This window comes from Amedibacterium intestinale (assembly GCF_010537335.1).
Classification (GTDB): domain Bacteria; phylum Bacillota_I; class Bacilli_A; order Erysipelotrichales; family Erysipelotrichaceae; genus Amedibacterium; species Amedibacterium intestinale.
Genome location: NZ_AP019711.1, coordinates 2,123,708 through 2,147,885 on the forward strand (window position 1 = coordinate 2,123,708; position 24,178 = coordinate 2,147,885).

At 35.5% G+C, this 24,178-nt stretch carries 27 protein-coding genes and 1 rRNA gene; 27 read left to right on the forward strand and 1 reads right to left on the reverse strand.

Annotation, left to right across the window (positions count from 1 at the left end; translation table 11 throughout):
• Positions 1-8 precede the first annotated feature (8 nt).
• The 4 genes from A9CBEGH2_RS10525 to A9CBEGH2_RS10540 all read left to right on the forward strand — a co-directional run bounded on the left by A9CBEGH2_RS10525 (position 9) and on the right by A9CBEGH2_RS10540 (position 2,698).
• The gene (locus tag A9CBEGH2_RS10525; protein ID WP_232057279.1) at positions 9-728 is read left to right on the forward strand and encodes a response regulator transcription factor; all 720 of its coding nucleotides are present in this window, start codon (positions 9-11) and stop codon (positions 726-728) included.
• Positions 718-2,040 carry a HAMP domain-containing sensor histidine kinase gene (locus tag A9CBEGH2_RS10530; protein ID WP_118277516.1) on the forward strand — a complete coding sequence of 441 codons (1,323 nt, stop codon included), beginning with the start codon at positions 718-720 and terminating at the stop codon, positions 2,038-2,040. Before A9CBEGH2_RS10525 ends, A9CBEGH2_RS10530 begins: the two co-directional genes overlap by 11 nt.
• A gap of 202 nt (positions 2,041-2,242) precedes the next feature.
• Positions 2,243-2,440 carry a hypothetical protein gene (locus tag A9CBEGH2_RS10535; protein WP_118277515.1) on the forward strand — a complete coding sequence of 66 codons (198 nt, stop codon included), beginning with the start codon at positions 2,243-2,245 and terminating at the stop codon, positions 2,438-2,440.
• A 12-nt stretch (positions 2,441-2,452) separates the two neighbouring features.
• Positions 2,453-2,698, forward strand: coding sequence for a hypothetical protein (locus tag A9CBEGH2_RS10540; RefSeq protein WP_163104743.1), 246 nt, complete (start codon positions 2,453-2,455; stop codon positions 2,696-2,698).
• Positions 2,699-2,747: 49 nt separating this feature from the next.
• On the opposite strand, the gene A9CBEGH2_RS10545 is transcribed toward A9CBEGH2_RS10540, so the two are convergent.
• On the reverse strand, positions 2,748-2,990 hold the full coding sequence (locus A9CBEGH2_RS10545; RefSeq protein WP_115715985.1) for a helix-turn-helix domain-containing protein: 243 nt from the start codon (positions 2,988-2,990) through the stop codon (positions 2,748-2,750).
• Between the two features lie 200 nt (positions 2,991-3,190).
• On the opposite strand from A9CBEGH2_RS10545, the gene A9CBEGH2_RS10550 reads away from it, so the two are divergent.
• The 23 genes from A9CBEGH2_RS10550 (at position 3,191) to A9CBEGH2_RS10660 (ending at position 24,133) form a co-directional block, all read left to right on the forward strand.
• Positions 3,191-3,685 carry an AbrB/MazE/SpoVT family DNA-binding domain-containing protein gene (locus tag A9CBEGH2_RS10550; protein WP_118277513.1) on the forward strand — a complete coding sequence of 165 codons (495 nt, stop codon included), beginning with the start codon at positions 3,191-3,193 and terminating at the stop codon, positions 3,683-3,685.
• Positions 3,686-3,714: 29 nt separating this feature from the next.
• Positions 3,715-3,987 (forward strand): RNA-binding S4 domain-containing protein, encoded by a 273-nt coding sequence (locus A9CBEGH2_RS10555; protein ID WP_118277512.1) that lies wholly within the window; start codon positions 3,715-3,717, stop codon positions 3,985-3,987.
• A gap of 341 nt (positions 3,988-4,328) precedes the next feature.
• Positions 4,329-5,144: a PRD domain-containing protein gene (locus A9CBEGH2_RS10560; protein WP_163104745.1), complete on the forward strand. Its 816-nt coding sequence runs from the start codon at positions 4,329-4,331 to the stop codon at positions 5,142-5,144.
• A gap of 76 nt (positions 5,145-5,220) precedes the next feature.
• A complete protein-coding gene (locus tag A9CBEGH2_RS10565; RefSeq protein ID WP_163104747.1) occupies positions 5,221-6,585 on the forward strand; it encodes a PTS transporter subunit EIIC in 1,365 nt (454 codons plus the stop codon).
• Positions 6,586-6,619: 34 nt separating this feature from the next.
• A complete protein-coding gene (locus tag A9CBEGH2_RS10570) occupies positions 6,620-7,111 on the forward strand; it encodes a PTS sugar transporter subunit IIA (protein WP_118361841.1) in 492 nt (163 codons plus the stop codon).
• Positions 7,112-7,126: 15 nt separating this feature from the next.
• Complete coding sequence (locus A9CBEGH2_RS10575; RefSeq protein ID WP_163104749.1) at positions 7,127-8,599, forward strand: glycoside hydrolase family 1 protein; 1,473 nt, start codon at positions 7,127-7,129, stop codon at positions 8,597-8,599.
• A gap of 2 nt (positions 8,600-8,601) precedes the next feature.
• On the forward strand, positions 8,602-9,372 hold the full coding sequence (locus tag A9CBEGH2_RS10580; protein ID WP_118361837.1) for a Cof-type HAD-IIB family hydrolase: 771 nt from the start codon (positions 8,602-8,604) through the stop codon (positions 9,370-9,372).
• A 334-nt stretch (positions 9,373-9,706) separates the two neighbouring features.
• Positions 9,707-11,002, forward strand: a complete 1,296-nt coding sequence (locus tag A9CBEGH2_RS10585; RefSeq protein WP_118277509.1) for an ATP-binding protein — start codon at positions 9,707-9,709, stop codon at positions 11,000-11,002.
• Positions 11,003-11,011: 9 nt separating this feature from the next.
• Positions 11,012-12,532: a phosphohexomutase domain-containing protein gene (locus tag A9CBEGH2_RS10590; RefSeq protein WP_163104751.1), complete on the forward strand. Its 1,521-nt coding sequence runs from the start codon at positions 11,012-11,014 to the stop codon at positions 12,530-12,532.
• Positions 12,533-12,666: 134 nt separating this feature from the next.
• Complete coding sequence (locus A9CBEGH2_RS10595; RefSeq protein ID WP_163104753.1) at positions 12,667-13,080, forward strand: hypothetical protein; 414 nt, start codon at positions 12,667-12,669, stop codon at positions 13,078-13,080.
• Between the two features lie 128 nt (positions 13,081-13,208).
• On the forward strand, positions 13,209-14,603 hold the full coding sequence (locus tag A9CBEGH2_RS10600) for a leucyl aminopeptidase (RefSeq protein WP_163104755.1): 1,395 nt from the start codon (positions 13,209-13,211) through the stop codon (positions 14,601-14,603).
• Positions 14,604-14,880: 277 nt separating this feature from the next.
• Positions 14,881-15,504: a uracil phosphoribosyltransferase gene (gene upp, locus A9CBEGH2_RS10605; protein WP_118277505.1), complete on the forward strand. Its 624-nt coding sequence runs from the start codon at positions 14,881-14,883 to the stop codon at positions 15,502-15,504.
• The gene (locus tag A9CBEGH2_RS10610; protein WP_163104757.1) at positions 15,501-15,689 is read left to right on the forward strand and encodes an AtpZ/AtpI family protein; all 189 of its coding nucleotides are present in this window, start codon (positions 15,501-15,503) and stop codon (positions 15,687-15,689) included. Before upp ends, A9CBEGH2_RS10610 begins: the two co-directional genes overlap by 4 nt.
• Positions 15,682-16,053, forward strand: a complete 372-nt coding sequence (locus tag A9CBEGH2_RS10615) for an ATP synthase subunit I (protein WP_118277503.1) — start codon at positions 15,682-15,684, stop codon at positions 16,051-16,053. Before A9CBEGH2_RS10610 ends, A9CBEGH2_RS10615 begins: the two co-directional genes overlap by 8 nt.
• Positions 16,053-16,748: a F0F1 ATP synthase subunit A gene (atpB, locus tag A9CBEGH2_RS10620; protein WP_118277502.1), complete on the forward strand. Its 696-nt coding sequence runs from the start codon at positions 16,053-16,055 to the stop codon at positions 16,746-16,748. The genes A9CBEGH2_RS10615 and atpB overlap by 1 nt, the downstream gene beginning before the upstream one ends.
• Positions 16,749-16,776: 28 nt before the next feature.
• Entirely contained in the window at positions 16,777-17,025 is a 249-nt protein-coding gene (gene atpE, locus A9CBEGH2_RS10625; protein ID WP_115715969.1) for an ATP synthase F0 subunit C, read from the forward strand.
• Positions 17,026-17,056: 31 nt separating this feature from the next.
• Positions 17,057-17,575 carry a F0F1 ATP synthase subunit B gene (atpF, locus tag A9CBEGH2_RS10630; protein ID WP_115715968.1) on the forward strand — a complete coding sequence of 173 codons (519 nt, stop codon included), beginning with the start codon at positions 17,057-17,059 and terminating at the stop codon, positions 17,573-17,575.
• Positions 17,563-18,102, forward strand: coding sequence for an ATP synthase F1 subunit delta (gene atpH, locus A9CBEGH2_RS10635; protein ID WP_118277501.1), 540 nt, complete (start codon positions 17,563-17,565; stop codon positions 18,100-18,102). Before atpF ends, atpH begins: the two co-directional genes overlap by 13 nt.
• Positions 18,103-18,124: 22 nt before the next feature.
• Entirely contained in the window at positions 18,125-19,648 is a 1,524-nt protein-coding gene (atpA, locus tag A9CBEGH2_RS10640) for a F0F1 ATP synthase subunit alpha (RefSeq protein WP_115715966.1), read from the forward strand.
• A 4-nt stretch (positions 19,649-19,652) separates the two neighbouring features.
• Positions 19,653-20,504, forward strand: a complete 852-nt coding sequence (gene atpG, locus A9CBEGH2_RS10645) for an ATP synthase F1 subunit gamma (RefSeq protein WP_163104759.1) — start codon at positions 19,653-19,655, stop codon at positions 20,502-20,504.
• Positions 20,504-21,904, forward strand: a complete 1,401-nt coding sequence (atpD, locus tag A9CBEGH2_RS10650; RefSeq protein ID WP_115715964.1) for a F0F1 ATP synthase subunit beta — start codon at positions 20,504-20,506, stop codon at positions 21,902-21,904. The genes atpG and atpD overlap by 1 nt, the downstream gene beginning before the upstream one ends.
• Positions 21,905-21,907: 3 nt before the next feature.
• Entirely contained in the window at positions 21,908-22,303 is a 396-nt protein-coding gene (gene atpC, locus A9CBEGH2_RS10655; protein ID WP_163104761.1) for an ATP synthase F1 subunit epsilon, read from the forward strand.
• 289 nt (positions 22,304-22,592) lie between these two features.
• Positions 22,593-24,133: ribosomal RNA gene (locus A9CBEGH2_RS10660) — 16S ribosomal RNA — on the forward strand.
• Positions 24,134-24,178: the final 45 nt, after the last annotated feature.

Below are 24,178 nucleotides of genomic sequence, written 5' to 3' on the forward strand. Positions count from 1 at the left end.
GGTGTACATTGAGGAAGATACTCGATGAATATATGGCAAAAGGAAAAATATTAATTGTAGATGATGATGCAGATATTCGTGATGTTTTACGATTGCTGCTTGAAAAAGATGGATATGAAATAGTGGAAGCATCAAATGGAGAAGATGCTATTTCACTTATTGACAGTAGTTTTCAATGTATGATTTTGGATGTTATGATGCCGAAAAAAGATGGTATTGCCACATGTATAGATATACGTAAGCAATATCATATTCCTATCTTGTTTTTAACCGCAAAGGCAACAGAATATGATAAATATATAGGCTTATCTATGGGTGGAGATGATTATCTGGCAAAACCTTTTTCCAGTATGGAGCTGCTTGCCAGAGTAGGAGCATTGGTTCGAAGGTATACCGAATATCATGAACCTGTTATGCAGTCAAATCAAAAAATAATTCTTAAAGATGTTGTTGTAGATAAAGCAACTTCCAGAGTTTCTAAAGATGGTGAAGAAATCATATTAACAAACATAGAATACTCTATTTTGTTATTGCTTCTTGAACACCCAAATAAGATATTTTCTATTCAAAACATATATGAAAGTGTCTGGAATGAAGAATACGATTATCTAATGAACAGCACAGTAATGGTACATATAAAAAATCTTCGTAAAAAACTAGGGGATGATGTAAAACACCCTAAATATATAAAGAATATTTGGGGAAGGGGATATTGTCTTGCAAATTAAGTATAGAAAAATATTTCGATTGCGAAATAAATTGTCCATTACGATAATCGTCGCAATGCTGTTATCCCTTGCTTTTTTCTATTTTGCTTCAATGGGAGTGCTGGAAGCTTTACAAAGGTATTATGAATCCGATACTTATACACAAAGACTGAAAGAAACTGAAATGAAATCATTACAGGAGTATGTTAATGAACATACGTTAAAATCTAACCAGCTTTTAGCTCTGGACGAGTGGGCAGTAAAACATCCAAATATTATCCTGCAGCTATATGAAAAAGATAAGCTTATTTATGATTCCATGTATGGTGTTGTAGAAAAAGAGGGGTATTTAATAGAGGAAATAGAAGGCGTTTCAAAAGAAAACTATGTACAGGTGGAATTTCAAGATAAGCTTCTTGATGGAGTTATGATATGTTTTCCAGAATACAAGCTATATGGATATTTATCTAATATCTTATTGTTTCTTTCCTTCTTTCTATTTTTTATAATTGTTATGTTTAGTATCAATCGAAAGATAAAATATTTAGAAAAAATAAAAACGGAATTGGATACAATTAGCAGCGGGGCTTTTGAACAGGCTATTAGTATAAAAGGAAATGATGAGATTACATATGTAGCGGAATCCATCAATCATCTGAAAGCATCGCTTGTAGATAAAATGGAAAAAGAAAAAGAAGTATATAAAACAAACACCGATTTAATAACTTCACTTTCTCATGATATCCGTACACCTTTAACATCATTAAGTGGCTATTTGGAACTTGCTTTAAAAGACAATACATTAGATGAGACAACAAGAAAATACATAAAAACTTCTTTTGATAAATCTATACGCATCCGTGAGATTACCAATCAGCTTTTTGAACATTCTTTGCTTGTATCAAAAAAAGATGAAATCCAAAAAGAAGCTGTGGAAGGAAATGAATTGATTGCACAGCTTGTAGAAGATAAGTTGATTGATTTTGAAGAAAATGGTGTAAAGGTTGTAAGAAACATACAGGATGTTACCTCTATGCTTTTGGTAAATACAGGATTGATTCAAAGATTGTTTGATAATATTTTTTCTAATATTGAAAAATATGCAGATTTACAAAAAGAAATCTTTGTAGAATATTATTTGAAAGATAATTTTTTGATTGTGAAAATTTCAAATTATAAGAAAAAAAGAAATTTAAAGGCAGCTTCATCTAAAATAGGTATGAATAACTGTCGTTCTATTGTAAAAATTCATGATGGGTATTTGCATGTTGAGGATGAAAAAGAAATGTTTACACTGGAATTAGGATTAAAGTGTATACAGGAATTAGAATGATACTACTTGAAAAGATTTTCTATAGGATTTTATAGAAAGTCTTTTTTCTTTTATCTTTCTTTATACATTTTTTAGAGATATAGTATACGATAGTAACAGGAAGTTATAAACGTGGATATAACATAATTTTCTGCAATGAACTGCTTTATGTTAAGATAACATTGAAATATAGTAGATTTTTGATTATGCAAGGAGAGCGTATATGGGAAAGATTATTGGGGAAATAATAGAAATTATAACAGTATCCATTACCATTTATATTCTGTTTATTGTTGGTATCTCTGTTATCAAAACCATTTTGTATATTCATAGACATAAAGTAGAGTGGAAAGATAAATTCAGAGAGTTGTTTTTAGATTTCTTTTATGAAATTTTAAATCCGATTAACTGGTTTTTATAAGGAGGAGAAAATATGAGGCTTAAATACAGTGTTTCGATGATATCCACAATGGTTCTGTTTCTATTTGCTTTATTAGGATTATGTAATATCATACCTGATCATATTGCGCTGCCTGTTGTTGTATTTGCAGATATAACAAAAGTATTTGCTATCGCAATAGAATATAAACGAAAAGGAAATCAAACAGAATATTATTTGTTTATGGGAATTGCAGTTCTTGGATATTTGTTCTTTATATATATGTTGTTTGTAAAGTAAATAAAAATGCAGGCTTTATGGAGTTTTTCCACTTTCATGCCTGCTTTTTTTATTTGATTTCCTGATCTAATGTATTAAATAAATCTGTATCAAAAAATTCTACTAGTGTCATATCTAATCCATCGCATATTTTCTTTATGGTTGCGACAGTTGGATTTTTGCTTCTTCCGGAAGTGATATTGCTGAGAGTTGACTGTGTTATTCCGCAAATGATACTTAGTTTATTTAAAGAAATGTTTCTTTCATCACAAAGTTCATGAATTCTTTGGCAGCATACTTCGCCCATGGTCATGATACATCCACTCCTACTTCTAATTTGCTTTCATTCTACAAATTTTGACTTCTAAAGGTTAATCATATATAGTTAGAGTGGTTATATAAGGTATATTTATGTGCATTTCATAAAGGAAATTTATAGAAATATAGTCAAGATATGGTATAAAAAACACCTCTATTGTTCATACTTAACGGTAGTAAAGGAGTGTTTGTAAAGTGAAAGCAACAGGCATTGTTAGACGACTAGATGATTTGGGACGTTTGGTTATTCCAAAAGAAATAAGAAAAAAATATCGATTAAAGGAAGGAGATTCTATCGAATTTTATACGGATAGTGATCGTATCATTATACAAAAGCATGATCATTTATCAGCACATGCAGAAGAAATTGAAATTATGTGTGAAACGCTGCATGCTATGTATCAGAATACGGTTTTCTTTATTCAGGATAGTTTGCTGGAACAAAAAGGAATTCAGTTAAAAGAGATGTTTATGCAGAAATGTCATGTACATCGTATGATTTCATTTGAAAATGAACATGTGTATAAAGACTCACAAGAGAAATATGGAGGATTGATTTATCCAATTACTTCCTGTGGAGACTGGTATGGAGCATTTGTGATTTTATTGGATAAGAAAACATTAACAACAGAAGAATTATATGCAGTTGAGGCATTTACACAACTTTTATCTCGCCAACAGTTACAATAAATGGTAAACTATGTGGTAGAGGTGAAGTTATGCGTCTGGATAAGTATTTGAAAACAGCTCGTATTTTAAAAAGAAGAACAGTATCAAAAGAACTTGCGGATAATCAGCGTGTCTTTGTAAATGGAAAGGTTGCGAAGCCTTCTACAGAAGTAAAAGTTGGAGATATAATTAAGGTCGCATTTGGTTATCGTGAACTTACTGTTCGTGTATTAATGCTGCAGAAACAGGTAAATAAAAATGATGCAGCATTGATGTTTGAAGTAATAGAAGAAAATTTTATTAAAAAAGAAATTGACATATAAAAAGCTTGTCGTGATGATAAGTTTTTTATTTCATTAGGCATACTATAATAGTAGAAAGAAATTAGACTTTACAACATACAATAAATTTATTGTTAAAATGAGAAATAAGATTTATTAGTTCGCAAAAAGAAACAATGGATACAAGGTATTAAATTAAGAGTGATATTTTCAAGCATATAAGAATAAAGTACAAGGAATAAAAAAATATTGACACCGGTTACATCTTTGTGATATAAATTATAATGTAAATAGGTTAGTTACTCTTCGAGGCTTGTCCTATAACACATTTTTTGTTGTGTTGTAGATGAGTTTGAAGAGTTTTTTTGTTTAGGAGGGCATTTATGAAAGTGGTAAAAAATATTCATAATAATATATCGCTGTGTATAGATTCTAAGGGAAATGAAGTTGTGGCTTTTGGGAAAGGAATTGGTTTTATGAAACCTCCATACGAAGTTCCGATCCAAAAAGTTGAAAGAACCTTTTATAATATTAATCCTATTTACATTGATATGCTCTCACAAATTCCAGAAGAAGCAATCAATGTTAGTTCTCAAATTATTGATTATGCCAATAAAAATTTCAAAGGGAGTTTTAATGAAAATTTGATTTTCACACTTGCTGACCACATTACATTTAGTATTAAAAGGTTACAAGAAAATATTCATTTGGATTTACCTTTGATTCATGAAGTTAAACATATGTATCCAAAGGAAATTCAAATTGGAGAATACGCTTTAAAGTTAATTAAAGAAAAATTAAACGTCGAATTACCTAAACAAGAAGCAGCTGTAATTACATTGCATGTTGTTGATTATGGATTAAAAAGTTGCATAAGTACAGGTGAATCGAACCAAGAAAAAATAGAAAGATGTACTCAAATTATTGAAGAATATAATGGTCTAAAAATTGATCGAGAAGGTTTTAATTATTCAAGATTTGTTTCTCATATGTATTATTTGTTAGATAGAATTGCGAATAATACGGAAGTAAAAACAAAGAATAAAAAGATTTTTGATCAATTGGTTAAAGAATATCCAAAGACATATGATTGTGCAAAAAAGGCATGTAGAGCACTCGAAATTAATCCAAATGATGAAGAGCTACTGTATTTGATTCTTCATATAAATAGATTAAGTAGTAGAGAAGAAAAGCAATAGTTAACTTTAATTTTTACGATAACAATAGGCGCGCAATGTTATCTGAAAATATATAATCAAATAGGAGGAAGAGAAAATGGTTAAGAAAGATTATACAGAATTATCAAAAGAAATTCTTGATTTAGCCGGTGGAAAAGAAAACATCACTCGAGCTTATCACTGTATTACTCGTTTAAGATTAAATGTGAAAGACAAAGGTTTAGTTAAAGCAGAAGATATTGGAAAATTAACTGGTGTAACTGGATTCCAATGGAATGCAAATCAACTACAAGTTATTATTGGACAGCATGTTGATGAAGTATATAAAGATTTTTGCAAAGTAGCTAATCTTACTGAAGAAACTAAAATTGAAGAAAATTTAGATGATTCAAAGAAAAAATTTGGAATTAATACGATTTTCCAAACTCTAGCAGCTGTATTGTTGCCAGTCATTCCTGCATTGGCTGGCGCTGGTATGATCAAAGGTATCTCAACAATTCTTACTTCTTATTGTGGGGTAGATCCAGCTTCTACATTTAACGTTGTTTTAACTATGGCGGGGGATTGTGCATTCTACTTTTTGCCATTTTTGGTAGCATGGTCATCAGCAAAACATTTTGAAACAAATACAGGTATGGCACTATCTCTTGCCGGAGTATTGCTTTACCCAACAATGACTGCAGGAAATGCAGCTGGTGAAGCAGCAATGAGCTTATTTGGATTGCCTATTCCATTCCCTAGATATTTTGGTAGTACAATTCCAATCATTATGACTGTTTGGATTTTAAGCTATGTGTACAAATACATTAACAAATGGATTCCAAAGAGTTTAAGAATCGTATTTGTTCCAATGTTAGTTTTATTGATAATGACTCCATTGACATTAATTTGTATTGGACCTCTTGCTATGTATATTTCTACATTATTAGTTGGGTTATTTAACTTCTTATATGGCTTATCTCCAGTTATTGCTGGTGCAATTATCGGTGGATCTCGTTTATTTGTTGTTATGACAGGTATGCATTTATCATTAAGTACAATTGCTTTAGGAAATATTGCGGAAATGGGATATGACTGGTTGCTTCCAATGAACACAATGGGAACATTAGCTTTATTTGGTGCTTGTTTAGCAGTTTGGATTAAAGCTAAAAAATCAGAAAACAAGCAAATTGGAGCTTCAACTGCTATTTCAGCATTTATTGGTATTACAGAACCAGGTATCTATGGTATTTTCTTGAAATTTAAAACAGCTATGCTTGCAACAGTGGTTGGCGGTGCTGTTGGTGGCGCTATTGTTGGTCTTTTTGGTGGACGTGCATTAGCTTTCGTTAACTCATGTATCTTATCAACACCAGTATTCATGACTGATAATTTCTGGTGTGTTGCTGTAGGAATGCTTGTTTCTGCTGCTGTTGCATTTGCTATGGTAATGACTTTAGGATTAAAAGAAGATAAAGAATAAGGTAAAGTAACTGTTTTGAAAAAGGAGAAATCTTATGGGATTGATGGACTTGTTTAAGAAAAAAGAAACATTACCTAACGTATCAGATGATAATCTTGTTGCGGTATGTAGTGGTGAAATGATTGAAGCCAAAAATATTAAGGATGAAATGTTTTCAAAAGAGATGCTCGGAAAGACCATAGGTTTTATTCCGACTTCAAATGAAATTGTTGCGCCTTGTAATGGAACATTGGAAGTTATGTTTCCAACAGGTCATGCATTTGCAATTCGTATGAAAGATGGAACAGGTGTGTTAGTACATGTTGGAATCAATACGGTTGATTTAGATGGTAAAGGGTTTAAAACTTTTGTTAGTCAGGGTTCGCAAGTTAAAGCTGGACAAAAGATTCTTAACGTTGATTTTGATGCAGTAAAATCTGCAGGTTATGATATAACGACAATGGTCGTTATATCCGAGCCAGTAAATGATAAAGAATATTTATTTTGCCCATTTGGGAAAAAAGAAAAATCAGAAATTATTTTATAGAGGAGGAGAAAATCAATGTATAAAAATGAGAGTAAATTACAATTTCCAGAAGGTTTTTTGTGGGGAGGAGCGACAGCGGCAAATCAATGTGAAGGGGCTTGGAACGACGATGGTAAAGGAATGACGATCCAAGATTGTTTAGAATTCCGTGCTGGTAATATCAAAGATATGCACAAACAATTTGCGTTTACTTCAGAAGATCTTCGTATTGCTCAAACTGAAACAGATATTAATTATCCAAAACGTAGAGGAATTGACCATTATCATCACTATAAAGAAGATATTGCTTTATTTGCTGAAATGGGATTCAAAATTTATCGTATGTCAATCTGTTGGTCTAGGATTTTTCCAAATCCAGAAGATGATGAACCTAACCAAAAAGGAATAGAATTCTATACCAATGTATTTAAAGAATGTAAAAAATACAATATTGAACCATTAGTTACACTTTCTCATTATGATGTACCAGTTCATTTAATTAATAAATATCGTGGTTGGTATGGAAGAGAATGTGTGGATTTATTTGCAAAATATGCAAAAACTTGTTTTGAATATTTTGGTCAATATGTAAAGTACTGGTTGACATTCAATGAAGTCGATGCAATGTTACGCCATCCTGTAACGAGTGGAGGGTTGATTGAAGATCAATTTGATGATATACCATTTGAACAAGCAATGTATCAAGCTATGCATCATCAAATGGTTGCAAGTGCATTAGCAGTTAAAATTGGACATGAAATTTGTCCAGAAGCAAAAATTGGATGTATGATGACAAAGCTTTGCTTCTATCCATTTACATGTAAGCCAGAAGATAATTTAGCAACTCAACAAAGAATGAGAAGTGTTTATCGTTATGTTGATATCCAGGTATTTGGTGAATATCCTCTATACCTACAAAAAGAAATAAATAATAAAGGATTTACTGTGCATTTTGAAGAAAATGATGAAATGATTTTAAAACAAGGAACTGTTGATTTTGTTAGTTTCTCTTATTACATGACTTCTTGTTGGGCAGCAAGTACTGAAGGATTGGAATTGTCTCCAGGAAATACATTCAATGGAGTTAAGAATCCATATTTGCCAAGTAGTGCATGGGGTTGGCAAACGGATGCTTCAGGATTACGTTACTCTTTAGTTGAACTATATGACCGTTATAGGAAACCATTATTCATTGTAGAAAATGGTTTAGGAGAACGTGATGTCCTTTCAGAAGATGGACATGTTCATGATGATTATAGATGTGATTACCTAAAAGAACATGTTTGTGCAATGAGTGATGCAATTAACTTAGATGGTGTTGATCTGATGGGGTATACCTGGTGGGGATGTATTGATATCATCTCTGAATCAACTCGAGAAATGAGCAAACGTTATGGTTTCATTTATGTTGATGTAGACGATTATGGAAATGGAACATATAACCGAATCAAAAAAGACAGCTTTGATTACTATAAACAAGTCATTGAATCAAATGGAACAAACCTTTAATCATGAAAATATTTGTTAGTGATTTAGATGGAACTTTGATTGATAATGCACTAAAGAATAATGATGCTGTATTAGATTGTGTTCATAGGATAAAAAGTTCAGGAAATGAATTCGTTATTGCCACTGGAAGAACTCTTTATGGAACAGAGGTTTTGGATTTTTTCGAACAACCTTTCTATGTGATTGTTATGAATGGTGCAATCATTCTAGACAAAAACAAGAAAGTAATTTTTAAGCAGCCAATTGGTAGTGAAATCTTAAACAGTATTATCAATGAATTTTCAAATGAAAATGTTGAATATATTACACAAGATAAAACTTACGTTTCTTTTACTAGAGAAGAATATATCAAAAGATATTCTAAGTGGGATTTTTGGTATAAAAAAATGATAGTAAATCGTAGCCAAGAAGATTTTGAGTATATGTTATCGCACTTTGTGTTTAATGCGGATATTAATCAAATTAAAGATGAAATTGTGAAGGTGAATATTCTTGAATTAGATAAAGAAAAATATAATGAAAAAGATAAGTATATTGCACAGTTTGAGCAACTACATAATAATTCTTTTTCACCATGTATGCTTGAAATCACTGCAAAAGGTGTGACTAAAAAAGAGGCTGTTTTAAAACTCATGAGTATAAATAATTGGAAGGCAGATGAGATTTACGCATTTGGAGATGGAGATAATGATAGCGATATGTTAGCTTATTTCCAGCATTCATTTGCACCATCTAATGCATCAGAAAAAGCAAAAAAAGTGCTAAATATATAATTGGAGAATGTTCTACTGATTCAGTAGTTAAACAAATTAAATTATTATTGAATAAATAAAATTTCCAAGTATCAATCAAAGAGTGAAATATGGATGTGAACGAAATTAAATTCACATCCTTTTGTTGTATAAAGAAAACCCCATTGGTTGTTTCCAAACTTAGGCTTCACTTCATATAAATGTAGTAATAGAGTTTTTAGTTTAAAAAAGTTGTTTTTATATAGCTGCATATTTTATGTACATAAAAAAATATAAAATACATATTTTGTGTACATAAAATATGTATAAAGTGTATTTTGCGTGCTATAATATACATAAAGCTAGGGGTGGTTAAATGTATCGTAATGTAGAAGAAAATCTAAAAAAATGGAAAAAAAGCGTAACGAAGAAACCACTTGTTATATCAGGAGCACGTCAGGTTGGGAAAACGTATAGTATTTTAAAGTTTGCGAAAGAAAATTACAAGTCTTACCTTTATGTTAATTTTGAAAGAGATTTGGATATAAAAAACTTTATGGATAAAACTGCAAATCCAAAAGAGATTATTTCTTATTTGGAAATTGCATATCCGCAAATCAACTTTGAAGAAGGAAAAACACTGATCATATTCGATGAAGTTCAGGCGTGTCCACAGGCTCTTACATCAATTAAGTTTTTAGGAAGCGAAACGAAATATGATTATATTGTAAGTGGAAGTTTATTGGGAATCGCAATCAAACATACATCTTCTTATCCGGTTGGTTATGTGGAATCAATAGAAATGAAGCCCATGGGGTTTGACGAGTTTTTAAAGGCAATGAATTTAAAGGATCAAGTGATTTTACAGTTAAAAGATTATTTTGAAAAAGGAGAACCTGTAAATGAGATGCTTCATGAGAAATTTATGGACTATTTCAGAACATATATCATCGTTGGGGGCATGCCAGAAGCTGTAAAATGTTATGTGAAAACAAAAGATTTCATGGCTGTACGCAAAATTCAGCGGCAGATCGTAGAAGACTACTATCGTGATATGGCAAAATATGCAGAGGCGAAAGATAAGATAAAAGCACATGAATGTTTTTCTTCTATTCCTTTGCAGTTGTCAAAAGATAACAAGAAATTTCAATATAAGTTAGTACGAGATGGTGGGAATGCAAGACATTTTGAAACAAGTCTTCAATGGTTGAAAGATAGTGGAACGATTCATTTCTGTCATCGTTTAAAATGCATCGATACTCCATTGCAGGCGTATAAAGAACAATCGGTTTTTAAAATTTATATGGCAGATACAGGGCTTCTTGTATCGCAATTTGATGAAAGCATTATGAAAGAACTATTAAAAAATGAATTAGGTGTATATAAAGGAGCTATCTATGAAAATATTACAGCTCAAATGCTCATAAAAAATCATCATGATTTATATTACTATGAGCCTACAACACGTTCTGAAATAGACTTTATTTTGCAGGAAAAAGGAAATATAATACCGATGGAAGTGAAAAGTGGAAATAATACACGAGCAAAAAGTTTGCATGCGTATGTAGAAAAATATAACCCGGTAAAAGCCTATCGTTTTTCCACAAGGAATGTAAATGCAGAAGATCCAATTATTAAAAATTATCCATTATATATGATGATGTTTGTTTAGGAGGTAAATATGGAATTAAAAAAATTACAAAATGGTTCAGATATTCGCGGTGTCGCGGTTGATGGAGTAGAAGGAGAAAGTGTTACTCTTACAAAAGAAGCTGTTTATGCTTTGGCAAGAGGATTTGTAGCTTATCTTAGAAAAAAATATGGGAAAGAAGAACTTCGTATTGCGATAGGACATGATTCCAGAATCAGCGCAAAGGAATTAAAGGAATCAATTATGCAGGGATTGGTAGATGAAGGAGTGCAGGTATGTGATTGTGGACTTGCTTCTACACCATCGATGTTTATGTCTACGGTATTTGAGGAATTTAAAGAAGATGGCGCAATCATGATTACCGCAAGTCATCTTCCTTATAATCGTAATGGTATGAAATTTTTTGATAAAGATGGTGGCTTAAATAAAGAAGATATTAAATCATTGATTACCTTTGGAGAACAGGAAAGTTTTATAAACAAAGAAAATGGAAGTGTAGAAATAAAAGATTTGTTATCTGTATATAGTGCATTTTTAAGGGAATTAATCAAAAAGGAAGTTAATCATCCAAATACATATGATAAACCATTAAGTGGTATGAAGATTTTAGTAGATGCAGGAAATGGTGCTGGTGGTTTTTATGTAGATAAAGTATTACAGCCATTAGGGGCAGATACAAGCGGTTCTCAGTTTTTAGAACCGGATGGTATGTTTCCAAACCATATTCCAAACCCAGAAGATGCAAAAGCGATGCAAAGTATTTGTGATGCGGTAAAAACAAATCATTCTGATTTAGGAATTATCTTTGATACCGATGTAGATAGAAGCAGTGCGGTAGATAAATATGGGCATGAAATTAGTCGTAATGCAATCGTGGCATTAGCTGCAGCACTTGTATGTGAACAACATCCAGGTACAACGATTGTAACAGATTCTGTTACAAGTGATGAATTGCATGATTTCTTAGAAAATGTATTACATGTAAAACATCTGCGTTTTAAAAGAGGATATAAAAATGTTATTAATGAAGCTGTTCGTTTAAATAAGGAAGGAATCGATTCTCAGCTTGCGATTGAAACAAGTGGACATGCGGCATTAAAAGAGAATTATTTCTTAGATGATGGTGCATATTTAGCAACAAAAATTGTGATAAAAGCTGCGAAAATGCATTTAGAAGGACACAGTCTTGATGAACTTATCAAAGAGTTAAAGCACCCATTAGAAGAAAAAGAACTTCGCTTTAAAATCACATGTGAAGATTTTGGAAGCTATGGAGATAAGGTGTTGGAGGATTTAAAAGTGTATGCAGAAAAGCATGGAGAATTTATGCTTGCACCTGTAAACCACGAAGGACTTCGTTTCTCTTTTGATAAGGAACATGGAAATGGATGGTGTCTGTTAAGAAAATCTTTGCATGATCCTATTTTGCCATGTAATATTGAATCAAATACAGAAAATGGATGCAAAGAAATTGCGAAGCATCTATATGCATTCTTAAAGAATTATAAAGAACTGGATTTACAGGCAATGGAAGAGTTCATAAAAGAATAAATATAATGGGAAAGTGATGTCGTAACAGATGTCACTTTTTATATGAGAACAGCTGACAATAAAGCACCTTTCTTGACACTGGAATTTGCAAAGAGTTAAACTTTTCATGTCAAATTAAGAAAGAAGATGAAATTATGAAGGTAAAGAAAAGAACATTATTATTAATTGCCTGTTTTGTATGGCTGGCAGCAGGGTTTAATATTTTAAAAATAGGAATGCAGGTATATCCGAATTATATAAATGTAATAAATATTCTATTGTCTTTGGTCGTATTTACAGTATTTCAAGTCTTTATTTTTGGAAAACTGGTAAAGAAACATACGACAAGAATTGTTGGATATGAAGAAGAACAGCAGTTCTTTTTGAAATTTTTTGATATTCCGGCTTTTATCATTATGGCAGTTATGATGAGTGGAGGAATTTTCTTAAGATATTCAGGAATTGCACCAGAAGTATTTATTGCGGTGTTTTATACAGGGCTAGGGGCATCTTTGACGTTAGCTGGAGTGTTGTTTGGACATCAGTATATAACAGTAAAAACTTGTTAGAGAAAGGTAAGAAAAGAAAGACAATTGGATATCTGGTTGTTTTTTCTTTATAGAAATTGTATACGTGATTTCTATAGTATATATGATAAAATAGAAGAAAATAGAAGAATTTCAAAGGAGGTTACAGAATGAAAATTTATAAAAGAATGGAAAGTTTTAAACAGGAAGCAGCTTTGCTTGTTCCATTATATAAAGGAGATCGTATTCCAGATGAAATAACAGAATTGCTTGGATACGATGTTACAAATGATATAAGTTTAGATTATGAAACAGTTAATGAAACTTTAACAATGGGGAAAGCAGAAGTGAAAAAAATTATTTTTGCTGGACTTGGTGAGAAAGAAAAGCTGACGCGCAGCAAACTTCGTAAGTTTATGGGGAAACTTGCTCGTAAAGAAAAAGGGAAGATATGTGTATGGCTAGATAGTTTAGACGAAGATAAGATATTTGATATTGTGTATGGAATGTATTACAGCATGTATAGTTATCTTCCAAAAGAAGATGGCATACTTTCTTATGCATCTGATAAAGATGTGGAAGGTGATATTCGCAAAGCAATGTCTTGTGCAGCCGCAATCAATCATGCTCGTCATTTAGGAAATACTCCACCAAACCATATGCATCCAGAAGATGTAGCAAACGATGCGAAAAGAATGGCAGAAAATCTTGGACTTCGTTATGAAATCTTAACGAATAAAGAATTAAAGGAAATGGGTGCAGGTGCACTTCTTGGTGTAAATCAGGGTTCCGCGCATGAAGCTCGTTTGATTACTTTATGGTATCAGGGAGATGGAGATGCTCCTTATACCGCACTGGTAGGAAAAGGGATTACATTTGACTCTGGTGGATATAATTTAAAAAGTGCTGCAGGAATGCATTGGATGAAATTAGATATGTGTGGAGGAGCAAATGTACTAGGTGCTATGCAGTGGCTTGCGACGAAAAAAGTAAAAGCCAATGTGATGGCAGTAGTAGCCGCAACAGAAAATATGATTGGTCCAGATGCCTACACTTGTGACAGCGTGTTGACATCACTAAGTGGAAAAACAATTGAGATTACAAACACAGATGCAGAAGGACGTTTGATTTTATGTGATGCGATTACTTATGCACAGCAAAAAGGGGCAAAACGTATTATTGATGTTGCAACATTGACTGGAGCAGTCATTGGAGCATTAGGTACAACGTATACCGGTGTGTTTACCAATAGTGATGCTTTTTATCAAGAGTTGAAACATGCAGCTGAAAAAACAGAAGAAAAAATATGGCAGCTTCCTGTAGATGAAGATTTCCATTCACAAATACGATTAAGTGATGTGGCGGATATGGTTAATTCTGTTTCTGGTGGAAAAGGAGGGGCAAGCCTTGCGGCGGCCTTCCTTGAAGAATTTATAGAAGATGGCATTGAGTGGATTCACTTAGATATAGCTGGAAGTGCCGATACAGATAATGGGGAAGGATATCGCACAAAAGGCGCCACAGGAGCTATGGTAGAAACAATGGCTGCCTTGTTTGAAAAATAAATATAAATGATGAAAAAGATTGTGTAGTAACATGATCTTTTTTCTTTTATCCTATCTTAAATCACATGAAAATCACATGAAAAACAGGTGTTTAAACAACAATTTGATGTATGCTAATCATGGATTGTTGAATACTATCAGGGGAAAGCGATTTCTTTCACATTTTTTATGAAATAGAGAGTGAAAAAAGGTAAAAGAAGGATAAAACATGTTATAATGATTCTGATGTGAAACAGTTTGGATAAGGCTTATAGATCCAAAAAAAGAGGTGTTAAATATGTTGAAAGTTTTACAGCATCCTTTGATTACGCATAAGTTGACACAAATGCGAAAAAAAGAAACAAAAACAAAAGATTTTCGCCAAAATCTAGATGAAATAGCAGGTTTGATGGCCTATGAAATCACTAGAGATTTACCTATGAAAGATGTGGAAATTGAAACACCGATCACATCCTTCACTACACAGGAAATGGAAAAAGATATCGTACTTGTTCCTATTCTTCGTGCAGGTCTTGGGATGGTAAATGGGATCTCTAATCTGATACCGACCGTGAAGATTGCACATATTGGGTTATATCGTGATGAGGAAACCCTAGAACCGCATACCTATTTTGAGAAATATCCAAAAAAGGTAAGCGATGCAATTGTGATGATCGTTGATCCTATGCTGGCAACAGGAGGAAGTGCGATTGCGGCAATTGACATGGTAAAGAAACAGGGGGCAAAAAATATCCGCCTGGTATGTCTTGTAGGTGCTCCAGAAGGTGTACATGCAGTAGAGGAAAAACATCCAGATGTTGATATTTATTTGGCTGCTTTAGATGAAAAACTGAATGAGCATGGATATATCGTACCTGGTCTAGGAGATGCTGGAGATCGTATATTTGGTACACAGGAATGAAAGAGTATTATAAAGCAATGAAGTTTTTATCGAGCTTGTTTATAAGCTGTCTTCTAGCAGTACTTATAGGTATTTGGCTGGATAAAAAACTGCATTGTATACCAGTATTTCTGCTGGTATTTTTAGCTTATGCGTTGCTTGCGAATTTTTATCTGCTGCTGAAAGGAATGAAAGAAGATGAATGAAACAGCGAACTTAAAAAAAGAAATCCGAAGAATCAGTCTTTCTTTAAGTGTAGCTGCTGCACTTGTATCTTCTGTTATTTTCAAAGACAGTTTTTCCAGCATAGGTGTAGGAATTCTGATTGGAACTTTAAGCGGTTTGATTGGATTCAACATGATCGTGCGTATGAGTGAATCTATTGAGCTTTATGAAGATGCTTCTAAAGCGGGGTATGCAGGCTATCTTAGACGTTATGTTATCTATGCGTTGATTTTTGGTCTGTCTGCCTGGCGTGGTGTGAATGTTATTGCGTTATTAGCTGGTATGCTCTGTCATAAAGCTTCCATTCTATTGTATGTGTTTCTACACAGAAAGGAGGATGATTAGTGGCTATCGAATTGGTAATCGGCACAACAAAAATTGTGATACATGAATCCATTGTAAACTGGTTGATTCTATGTGTGCTGATGTCGATTTTCTTTATCGTTGCAGGTAAGAAAATCAAAAAAGCAGATCCAAGGGTGGCTCCAAAAGGGTTTGTACTTTTATGTGAATGCGTCGCAAAACTGGGAACAGGAATTATTTCTGGAAACCTGGGAAAACGTACGCGAGCGTATATTCCTTTCTTTGGAACACTAATCTTCATGATGGCTCCCTCTAACCTGTTAGGGTTGATAGGGTTACAGCCGCCAACATCAAACCTAAGTGTCAATGTAACACTTGCGGTCATGATGTTTTTGTTGATTCAGTTTGTTGGACTGAAAGAAAAAGGCGTTGGTGGAAGACTAAAAGAACTAATGGATCCTTTCTTTTTATTCCTTCCATTAAATGTTCTAGGTGATTTAGCATTGCCTGTGTCTTTGTCCTTGCGTTTATTTGGTAACCTTTTAGCTGGTACCATTATCACAGGGCTTGTGTACACGCTGATGAAGTCTTTGATGCCGTTTGGGGTATTGGGATTAGCCTTTACACCATTTCTGCATTCATACTTCGACATTTTTTCAGGTCTTATTCAGACCTATATCTTCTTTACACTGGCAAGTTTCTTCTTGAGTGAATCGTATGCAAGTGAAGAAGAATAAGCTATCAAATATTTAGGAGGAAATTAAAATGGCTGAATTTAATGAGTTTTTCGTACAAGGTATGGCATTGTTAGGTGCTGGTATCGCTATGATCGCTGGTTTAGGTCCTGGTATTGGACAGGGTATTGCGGCTAGTAAAGGTGCAGAAGCTACAGGTAGAAACCCAGAAGCTGCTGGTAAAATTCGTTCTGTTATGGTTCTTGGTATTGCGATGGCAGAAACAACTGGTATCTATGCGTTAATTGTCGCATTGTTATTGATTTTCTTGAAAGGATAGTACATACAAAAACCATAAGGAGGTTTAGCAGATGAACATTGATATTACGAATTACCTGCGTATAAACCCTGTAGATATGGCTCTTGTTTGTATTTCAACATTTATTATCTGTTTGGTTGCGAAACATTTTTTCTGGGATGTGATTTTAGATTATTTCCAAAAAAGAAGCGATGCGATTCAGGCGGATATTGATGCAGGAAATCTTGCTCGTAAAGAAGGAGAATCTTTCAAAGAGCAGTATGAGACACAGATGGCAAATGCCAGAAGCGATGCTCATGAGATTTTAGAAAGTGCAAAACGCAGTGCTTCAGCAGAGAAAAAAGATATTCTTGCACAGGCACGTAAAGAAGCGGATAGCATGAAAGAAAAAGCAATGCAGGATATCGAACGCGAAAAAGTTCGTTCACAGAAAGAAATGAAACAGACAATTACAGATGTTGCATTTGAGGCTGCAGGAAAAATCGTTGGGAAAGAGCTTAGCGAAGAACAGCAGAAAAAATATGTGGATGAGTTTATTGAACGTGCAGGTGATGACTCATGGCAGGCGTAGTTAGCAAAAGCTATTGCGATGCGATTTTTTCATTGGCACAGGAAGAAGGAAAGCTTGATTTGTATAAAGAACAGCTTGATCTTGTGGCAGAAAATGTAAAACAGGATGCGAACTATCGTGCTGTTATGGCACATCCAAAAATCAGTAAAGAAGAAAAGAAAGAACTGCTTGTGAAAGTATATGGAGATGCAATCGATCCTATGCTTTTAAACTTTTTAAAATTACTGGTAGATAAAGGACGTTTTCGTTTTATTGAAGAAATTGTAAAAGAATATACGAAAGAATATAACAAAGTAAATAACATCCAGGTTGTTTATGTGAAGAGTGCGGCTTCTTTAAGTGAGGAAGAAGTAGCTCGTTTAAAAGCGACACTGGAAAAGAAATTAAATAAAAAAGTAGATTTTGTGTTATCTGTAGATAGTGATTTGATTGCGGGTATCCGTATGAAAATCAATGACCAGATTATTGATAACAGTGCCAGAGGAAAACTGGAACGTTTGAAAGGAACTGTACAAAATCTTTCATAAACCATAAATAAGCGAGGTGAATATGGTGAGTTTAAGACCAGAAGAAATCAGCAAGCTAATCAAAGAGCAGATTCGTCGCTATGATGAAGAACTAGAAGTTGGAGAAACAGGTAGTGTTATTACCATTGGTGATGGTATTGCTCTTGTACATGGTTTGCAGAATGCGATGTCTGGAGAACTTCTGCTATTCCCACATGATGTGTATGGAATGGTATTAAACCTTGAAGAGGAACATGTCGGAGCCGTATTGATGGGTGATGATAGTGGAATCAAAGAGGGAGACGAAGTAAAACGTACAGGAAAAATTGTTGAAGTTCCTGTTGGAGATATGATGCTTGGACGTGTTGTAAATGCACTTGGACAGGCAATTGATGGAGGAGCACCAATTACATCAGATGTTTATCGTCCGGTAGAACGTGTGGCTCCAGGGGTTATGACACGTAAAAGTGTACATCAGCCTATTCAGACAGGGTTGAAGATCATTGACTCTATGATTCCAATTGGGAAAGGACAGCGTGAGCTGATTATCGGAGATAGACAGACTGGTAAAACAGCAATTGCGATTGATACGATCCTGAATCAAAAAGGAAAAAATGTAAAATGTATTTATGTTGCGATTGGACAAAAAGCAAGTACGGTTGCCCAAATCGTAGAAAAATTAAGAAGTCATGGAGCAATGGAATATACAACGATTGTTTCCGCAACAGCAAGTGAAGCAGCTCCTTTACAATACATTGCACCATATGCAGGATGTGCTATTGGGGAAGAATGGATGGAAAAAGGAGAAGACGTTTTAATTATCTATGATGATTTGAGTAAACATGCGGTAGCTTATCGTACAATGTCTTTACTTTTAAAACGTCCACCAGGACGTGAAGCTTATCCTGGAGATGTTTTCTATCTGCATTCTCGTCTTTTGGAACGTGCAGCAAAACTTAATGATGAATTGGGGGGAGGAAGTTTAACAGCTCTACCAATCATTGAAACACAGGCAGGAGATATTTCTGCTTATATCCCAACAAATGTTATTTCTATTACGGATGGACAAATTTTCTTACAGACAGAATTGTTTAACAGTGGTGTTCGTCCAGCAGTAGACAGTGGATTAAGTGTATCTCGTGTTGGTAGTGCAGCGCAGGTAAAAGCAATGAAACAGGTAAGCGGTTCTTTAAAACTTGAACTTGCTCAATTTAGAGAAATGCAGGCATTCGCAAAATTTGGTAGTGACTTAGATAGTGCGACTGCAGAAACATTGGCACATGGAGAACGTTTGACAAAGCTGCTAATTCAAAATCAGTATGATCCAATGCCGGTATCTCATCAGGTAGTTTCTTTATTTGCGGCAAAAAATAAATTCTTGAAACCGGTCAAAGTAGAACAGGTTAGTCTATATGAAAAAGAAATGTTGAAATATATGGAACGTGAACACAGTGATATTCTTCGTGAAATTGAAGAAAAAGAAGCATTGGATGATGCTTTAAGTGCGCGTATTACTGATGCATTGACCGCTTTTGAAAAAGAATTTAAAAATATGATGGAAGCGTAAGCGTATGGCAGCAGGAAAACTGGAAATAAAAGCTCGTATTCGCTCTGTAGAATCTACAAAGAAGATTACAAAGGCGATGCAGCTTGTTGCGACCAGTAAGCTGAAAAAACAGAAACAATATATGGAAGAAAATAGAGAGTATGCTTTCTATTTAAAAGAAACAGTACAGGATATTTTATCTTCTATTATAAATTCCAGACATCCATACCTGCAAAAAAATGAAGGGAAACCTTTTACCATTGTCTTTACAAGTGACATGGGGCTTTGCGGGGGATATAATGCGAATATTTATCGTATGCTTTCTAGTGAAATTGGTAATGACGGACAATTTGTTATGATTGGTAGCCGTGGGGTGAACTGGTCTAAAAACAAAGACTTTGAAGTTGTTAGAGAAGAAGTGGATCTGGAAGATGAATGTTACAGCGAACTGGCAGAAATAGCGGATTATGCGCTGGAATTATACCGAAATAAAGAAATATCTCAAATTCGCATTTTGTATACGCATTTTGTAAACTCTGTTACTTTTGAACCAAAACTGGTTACTTTGCTTCCAGTTGAAAAAGAACAAAGAGAGAAAAAAGAAAATGCACAGACGATTTTTGAGCCGGCTGGGGAACAGATATTAGATACGCTGGTTCCTATGTATGTGCGCTCTATGCTATATAGCTATTACCTGGAAACAAAAACAAGTGAACAGGCTAGTCGTCGTATGGCAATGGAAAATGCGACAGATAATGCAGAAGAATTGAAAGAGACATTGGAATTACAATATAACCAGGCTAGACAGGCCGCAATTACACAGGAAATTACAGAAATTGTCGGTGGTGTCAATGCGATGGAAGGAGTGAGCAGCTAATGAGCAAAAATACAGGAAAAATCGTACAGGTCATTGGACCGGTTGTCGATGTAGCGTTTGAAAATGGTGAACTTCCTGAACTGCTATCTGCAATCGAAATTCCTTTAAAAGATCAGGATTCTTTGGTTGTAGAAGCAGCACAGCATATTGGAGATGACCGTGTTCGCTGTATTGCCATGGGAAGTACGGATGGACTTGTTAGAGGCATGGAAGCCATAGATACAGGAGCTCCAATTAGTGTTCCTGTAGGAAAAGAAGTTCTAGGACGTATGTTTAACGTTTTAGGGCGTGAAATTGATGGATTAGGACCTGTAAATACACAGACAAGACTTCCAATCCATCGTAAAGCACCAAGCTTTGATGAACAGCAGACATCTGCAGAAATGCTGGAAACAGGAATTAAGGTAATTGATTTGCTGTGTCCATATTCTAAAGGTGGTAAAATCGGTCTGTTTGGTGGAGCTGGTGTAGGAAAAACTGTATTGATTCAGGAATTGATCCACAATATTGCGAAAGAACATGGTGGTATGTCTGTTGTTACCGGTGTTGGAGAAAGAACACGTGAAGGGAATGACATGTATCATGAAATGAAAGATAGCGGTGTATTGGATAAAACAGTTCTTGTATATGGACAGATGAACGAATCACCGGGTGCCAGAATGCGTGTAGGTTTAACAGGACTTACAATGGCAGAGTATTTCCGTGATCAGGATCATCAGGACGTATTGTTATTTATCGATAACATTTTCCGTTTTACGCAGGCAGGTTCAGAAGTTAGTGCCCTTTTAGGACGTATGCCTAGTGCGGTTGGATATCAGCCAACACTAGCAACGGAAATGGGACAGCTGCAGGAAAGAATTACATCTACAAAAAATGGTTCTATCACATCTGTACAGGCAATTTATGTACCAGCAGATGACTTGACAGACCCAGCTCCAGCAACTGCCTTTACACACTTGGATGCAAAAACAGTACTTGATCGTGATATTGCGGCATTAGGTATTTATCCAGCCGTTGATCCACTAGAATCAAGTTCTCGTATCCTCGATCCATTAGTTGTAGGGGAAGAACACTATGAAGTCGCTCGTGGTGTACAGCAGATCTTACAAAGATATAAAGAACTGCAGGATATTATCGCTATCTTGGGTATGGATGAGTTAAGTGAAGAAGATAAAATTATCGTTAACCGTGCAAGACGTGTACGTAACTTCCTATCTCAGCCATTTAATGTAGCTGAAGTATTCTCTGGAATTAAAGGATGCTATGTATCAAGAGAAGATACAGTACGCAGTTTTAAAGAACTGTTAGCAGGAAAATATGATGATCTTCCAGAACAGGCATTTATGTTTGTATCTACCATTGAAGAAGCACAGGCAAAAGCAGAAGCGATGAAAGGGTAGTATATGATAAAATTAAAAATCATAACACCTTTAGGATTATATAAAGAGTGCGAAGTTGCTTCTGTGCATGTTGCAACAGTAGATGGAGAAACTACCATACTCCCTAACCATATGCCAATTGTGGCTATGTTGAAGACGTGTGAATGTATTTTGGAAGAAAATAAAGAAAAGAAACACTATGCTCTTGCAGGAGGTATTTTACAATTTCATGACAACGAAATGCGTATTTTAAGTGATGCGATAGAAGGTCAACATGAAATTGATATTGAACGCGCAAGAAGAGCAAAAGAAAGAGCAGAAAAAAGGCTGGCAAAGAAGGATGAAAAAACAAACATCAATCGTGCAGAAGTGGCTCTTACAAAAGCAGTAAACCGAATCAAAGTGTATGAACATCACTAAAAGAAAAACTCCGCTATTGGATGAATGTCCAAAAGCGGAGTTTTTGTATGAAAAACAAATTCATAAGGAGGCAGTTTAAAGTGCTGCAGGAAAAGAGAAAAGAAAAAAAGTAAAAAAAAGAGTAAAAAAATGTTGACATAGGTTAAAGTGGGTGGTAATATATACGAGCACCAAGCGAGAGAGCTTGGCTCGGTCTTTGAAAACTAAACAGGAAACGTCAATTTCAAACAATGAAAAAGATAACAAAGTAAAAGAAGAAACGTTAGCAGAAAACGTTTTGAGCTAAAATCAAATGGAGAGTTTGATCCTGGCTCAGGATGAACGCTGGCGGCATGCCTAATACATGCAAGTCGAACGGAGCGAATATGGAAGCTTGCTTCTGTAAGAGCTCAGTGGCGAACGGGTGAGTAACACGTAGGTAACCTGCCCATGTGCCCGGGATAACTGCTGGAAACGGTAGCTAAAACCGGATAGGTGAATAGGAGGCATCTCGTATTCATTAAAGGACCTGCAAAGGTGCGAACATGGATGGACCTGCGGCGCATTAGCTGGTTGGAGTGGTAACGGCACACCAAGGCGACGATGCGTAGCCGACCTGAGAGGGCGAACGGCCACATTGGGACTGAGACACGGCCCAAACTCCTACGGGAGGCAGCAGTAGGGAATTTTCGTCAATGGGGGGAACCCTGAACGAGCAATGCCGCGTGAGTGAAGAAGGTCTTCGGATCGTAAAGCTCTGTTGTAAGTGAAGAACGGTCAGTAGAGGAAATGATACTGAAGTGACGGTAGCTTACCAGAAAGCCACGGCTAACTACGTGCCAGCAGCCGCGGTAATACGTAGGTGGCGAGCGTTATCCGGAATCATTGGGCGTAAAGGGTGCGCAGGTGGTACATTAAGTCCGAAGTAAAAGGCAGCAGCTCAACTGCTGTTGGCTTTGGAAACTGGTGAACTGGAGTGCAGGAGAGGGCGATGGAATTCCATGTGTAGCGGTAAAATGCGTAGATATATGGAGGAACACCAGTGGCGAAGGCGGTCGCCTGGCCTGCAACTGACACTGAGGCACGAAAGCGTGGGGAGCAAATAGGATTAGATACCCTAGTAGTCCACGCCGTAAACGATGAGAACTAAGTGTTGGGGAGACTCAGTGCTACAGTTAACGCAATAAGTTCTCCGCCTGGGGAGTATGCACGCAAGTGTGAAACTCAAAGGAATTGACGGGGGCCCGCACAAGCGGTGGAGTATGTGGTTTAATTCGAAGCAACGCGAAGAACCTTACCAGGCCTTGACATGGATGTAAATGCCCTAGAGATAGGGAGATAGCTATACATCACACAGGTGGTGCATGGTTGTCGTCAGCTCGTGTCGTGAGATGTTGGGTTAAGTCCCGCAACGAGCGCAACCCTTGTCGCATGTTACCAGTATTGAGTTAGGGACTCATGCGAGACTGCCGGTGACAAACCGGAGGAAGGTGGGGATGACGTCAAATCATCATGCCCCTTATGGCCTGGGCTACACACGTACTACAATGGCGGCTACAAAGAGAAGCGAACCTGCGAGGGGGAGCGGAACTCATAAAGGTCGTCTCAGTTCGGATTGGAGTCTGCAACTCGACTCCATGAAGTCGGAATCGCTAGTAATCGCAGATCAGCATGCTGCGGTGAATACGTTCTCGGGCCTTGTACACACCGCCCGTCAAACCATGGGAGTTGGTAATACCCGAAGCCGGTGGCATAACCGTGAGGAGTGAGCCGTCGAAGGTAGGACCGATGACTGGGGTTAAGTCGTAACAAGGTATCCCTACGGGAACGTGGGGATGGATCACCTCCTTTCTAAGGAGAAAGAGTGTAGAGAAAGATATTTCCTGTTTGGTTTTG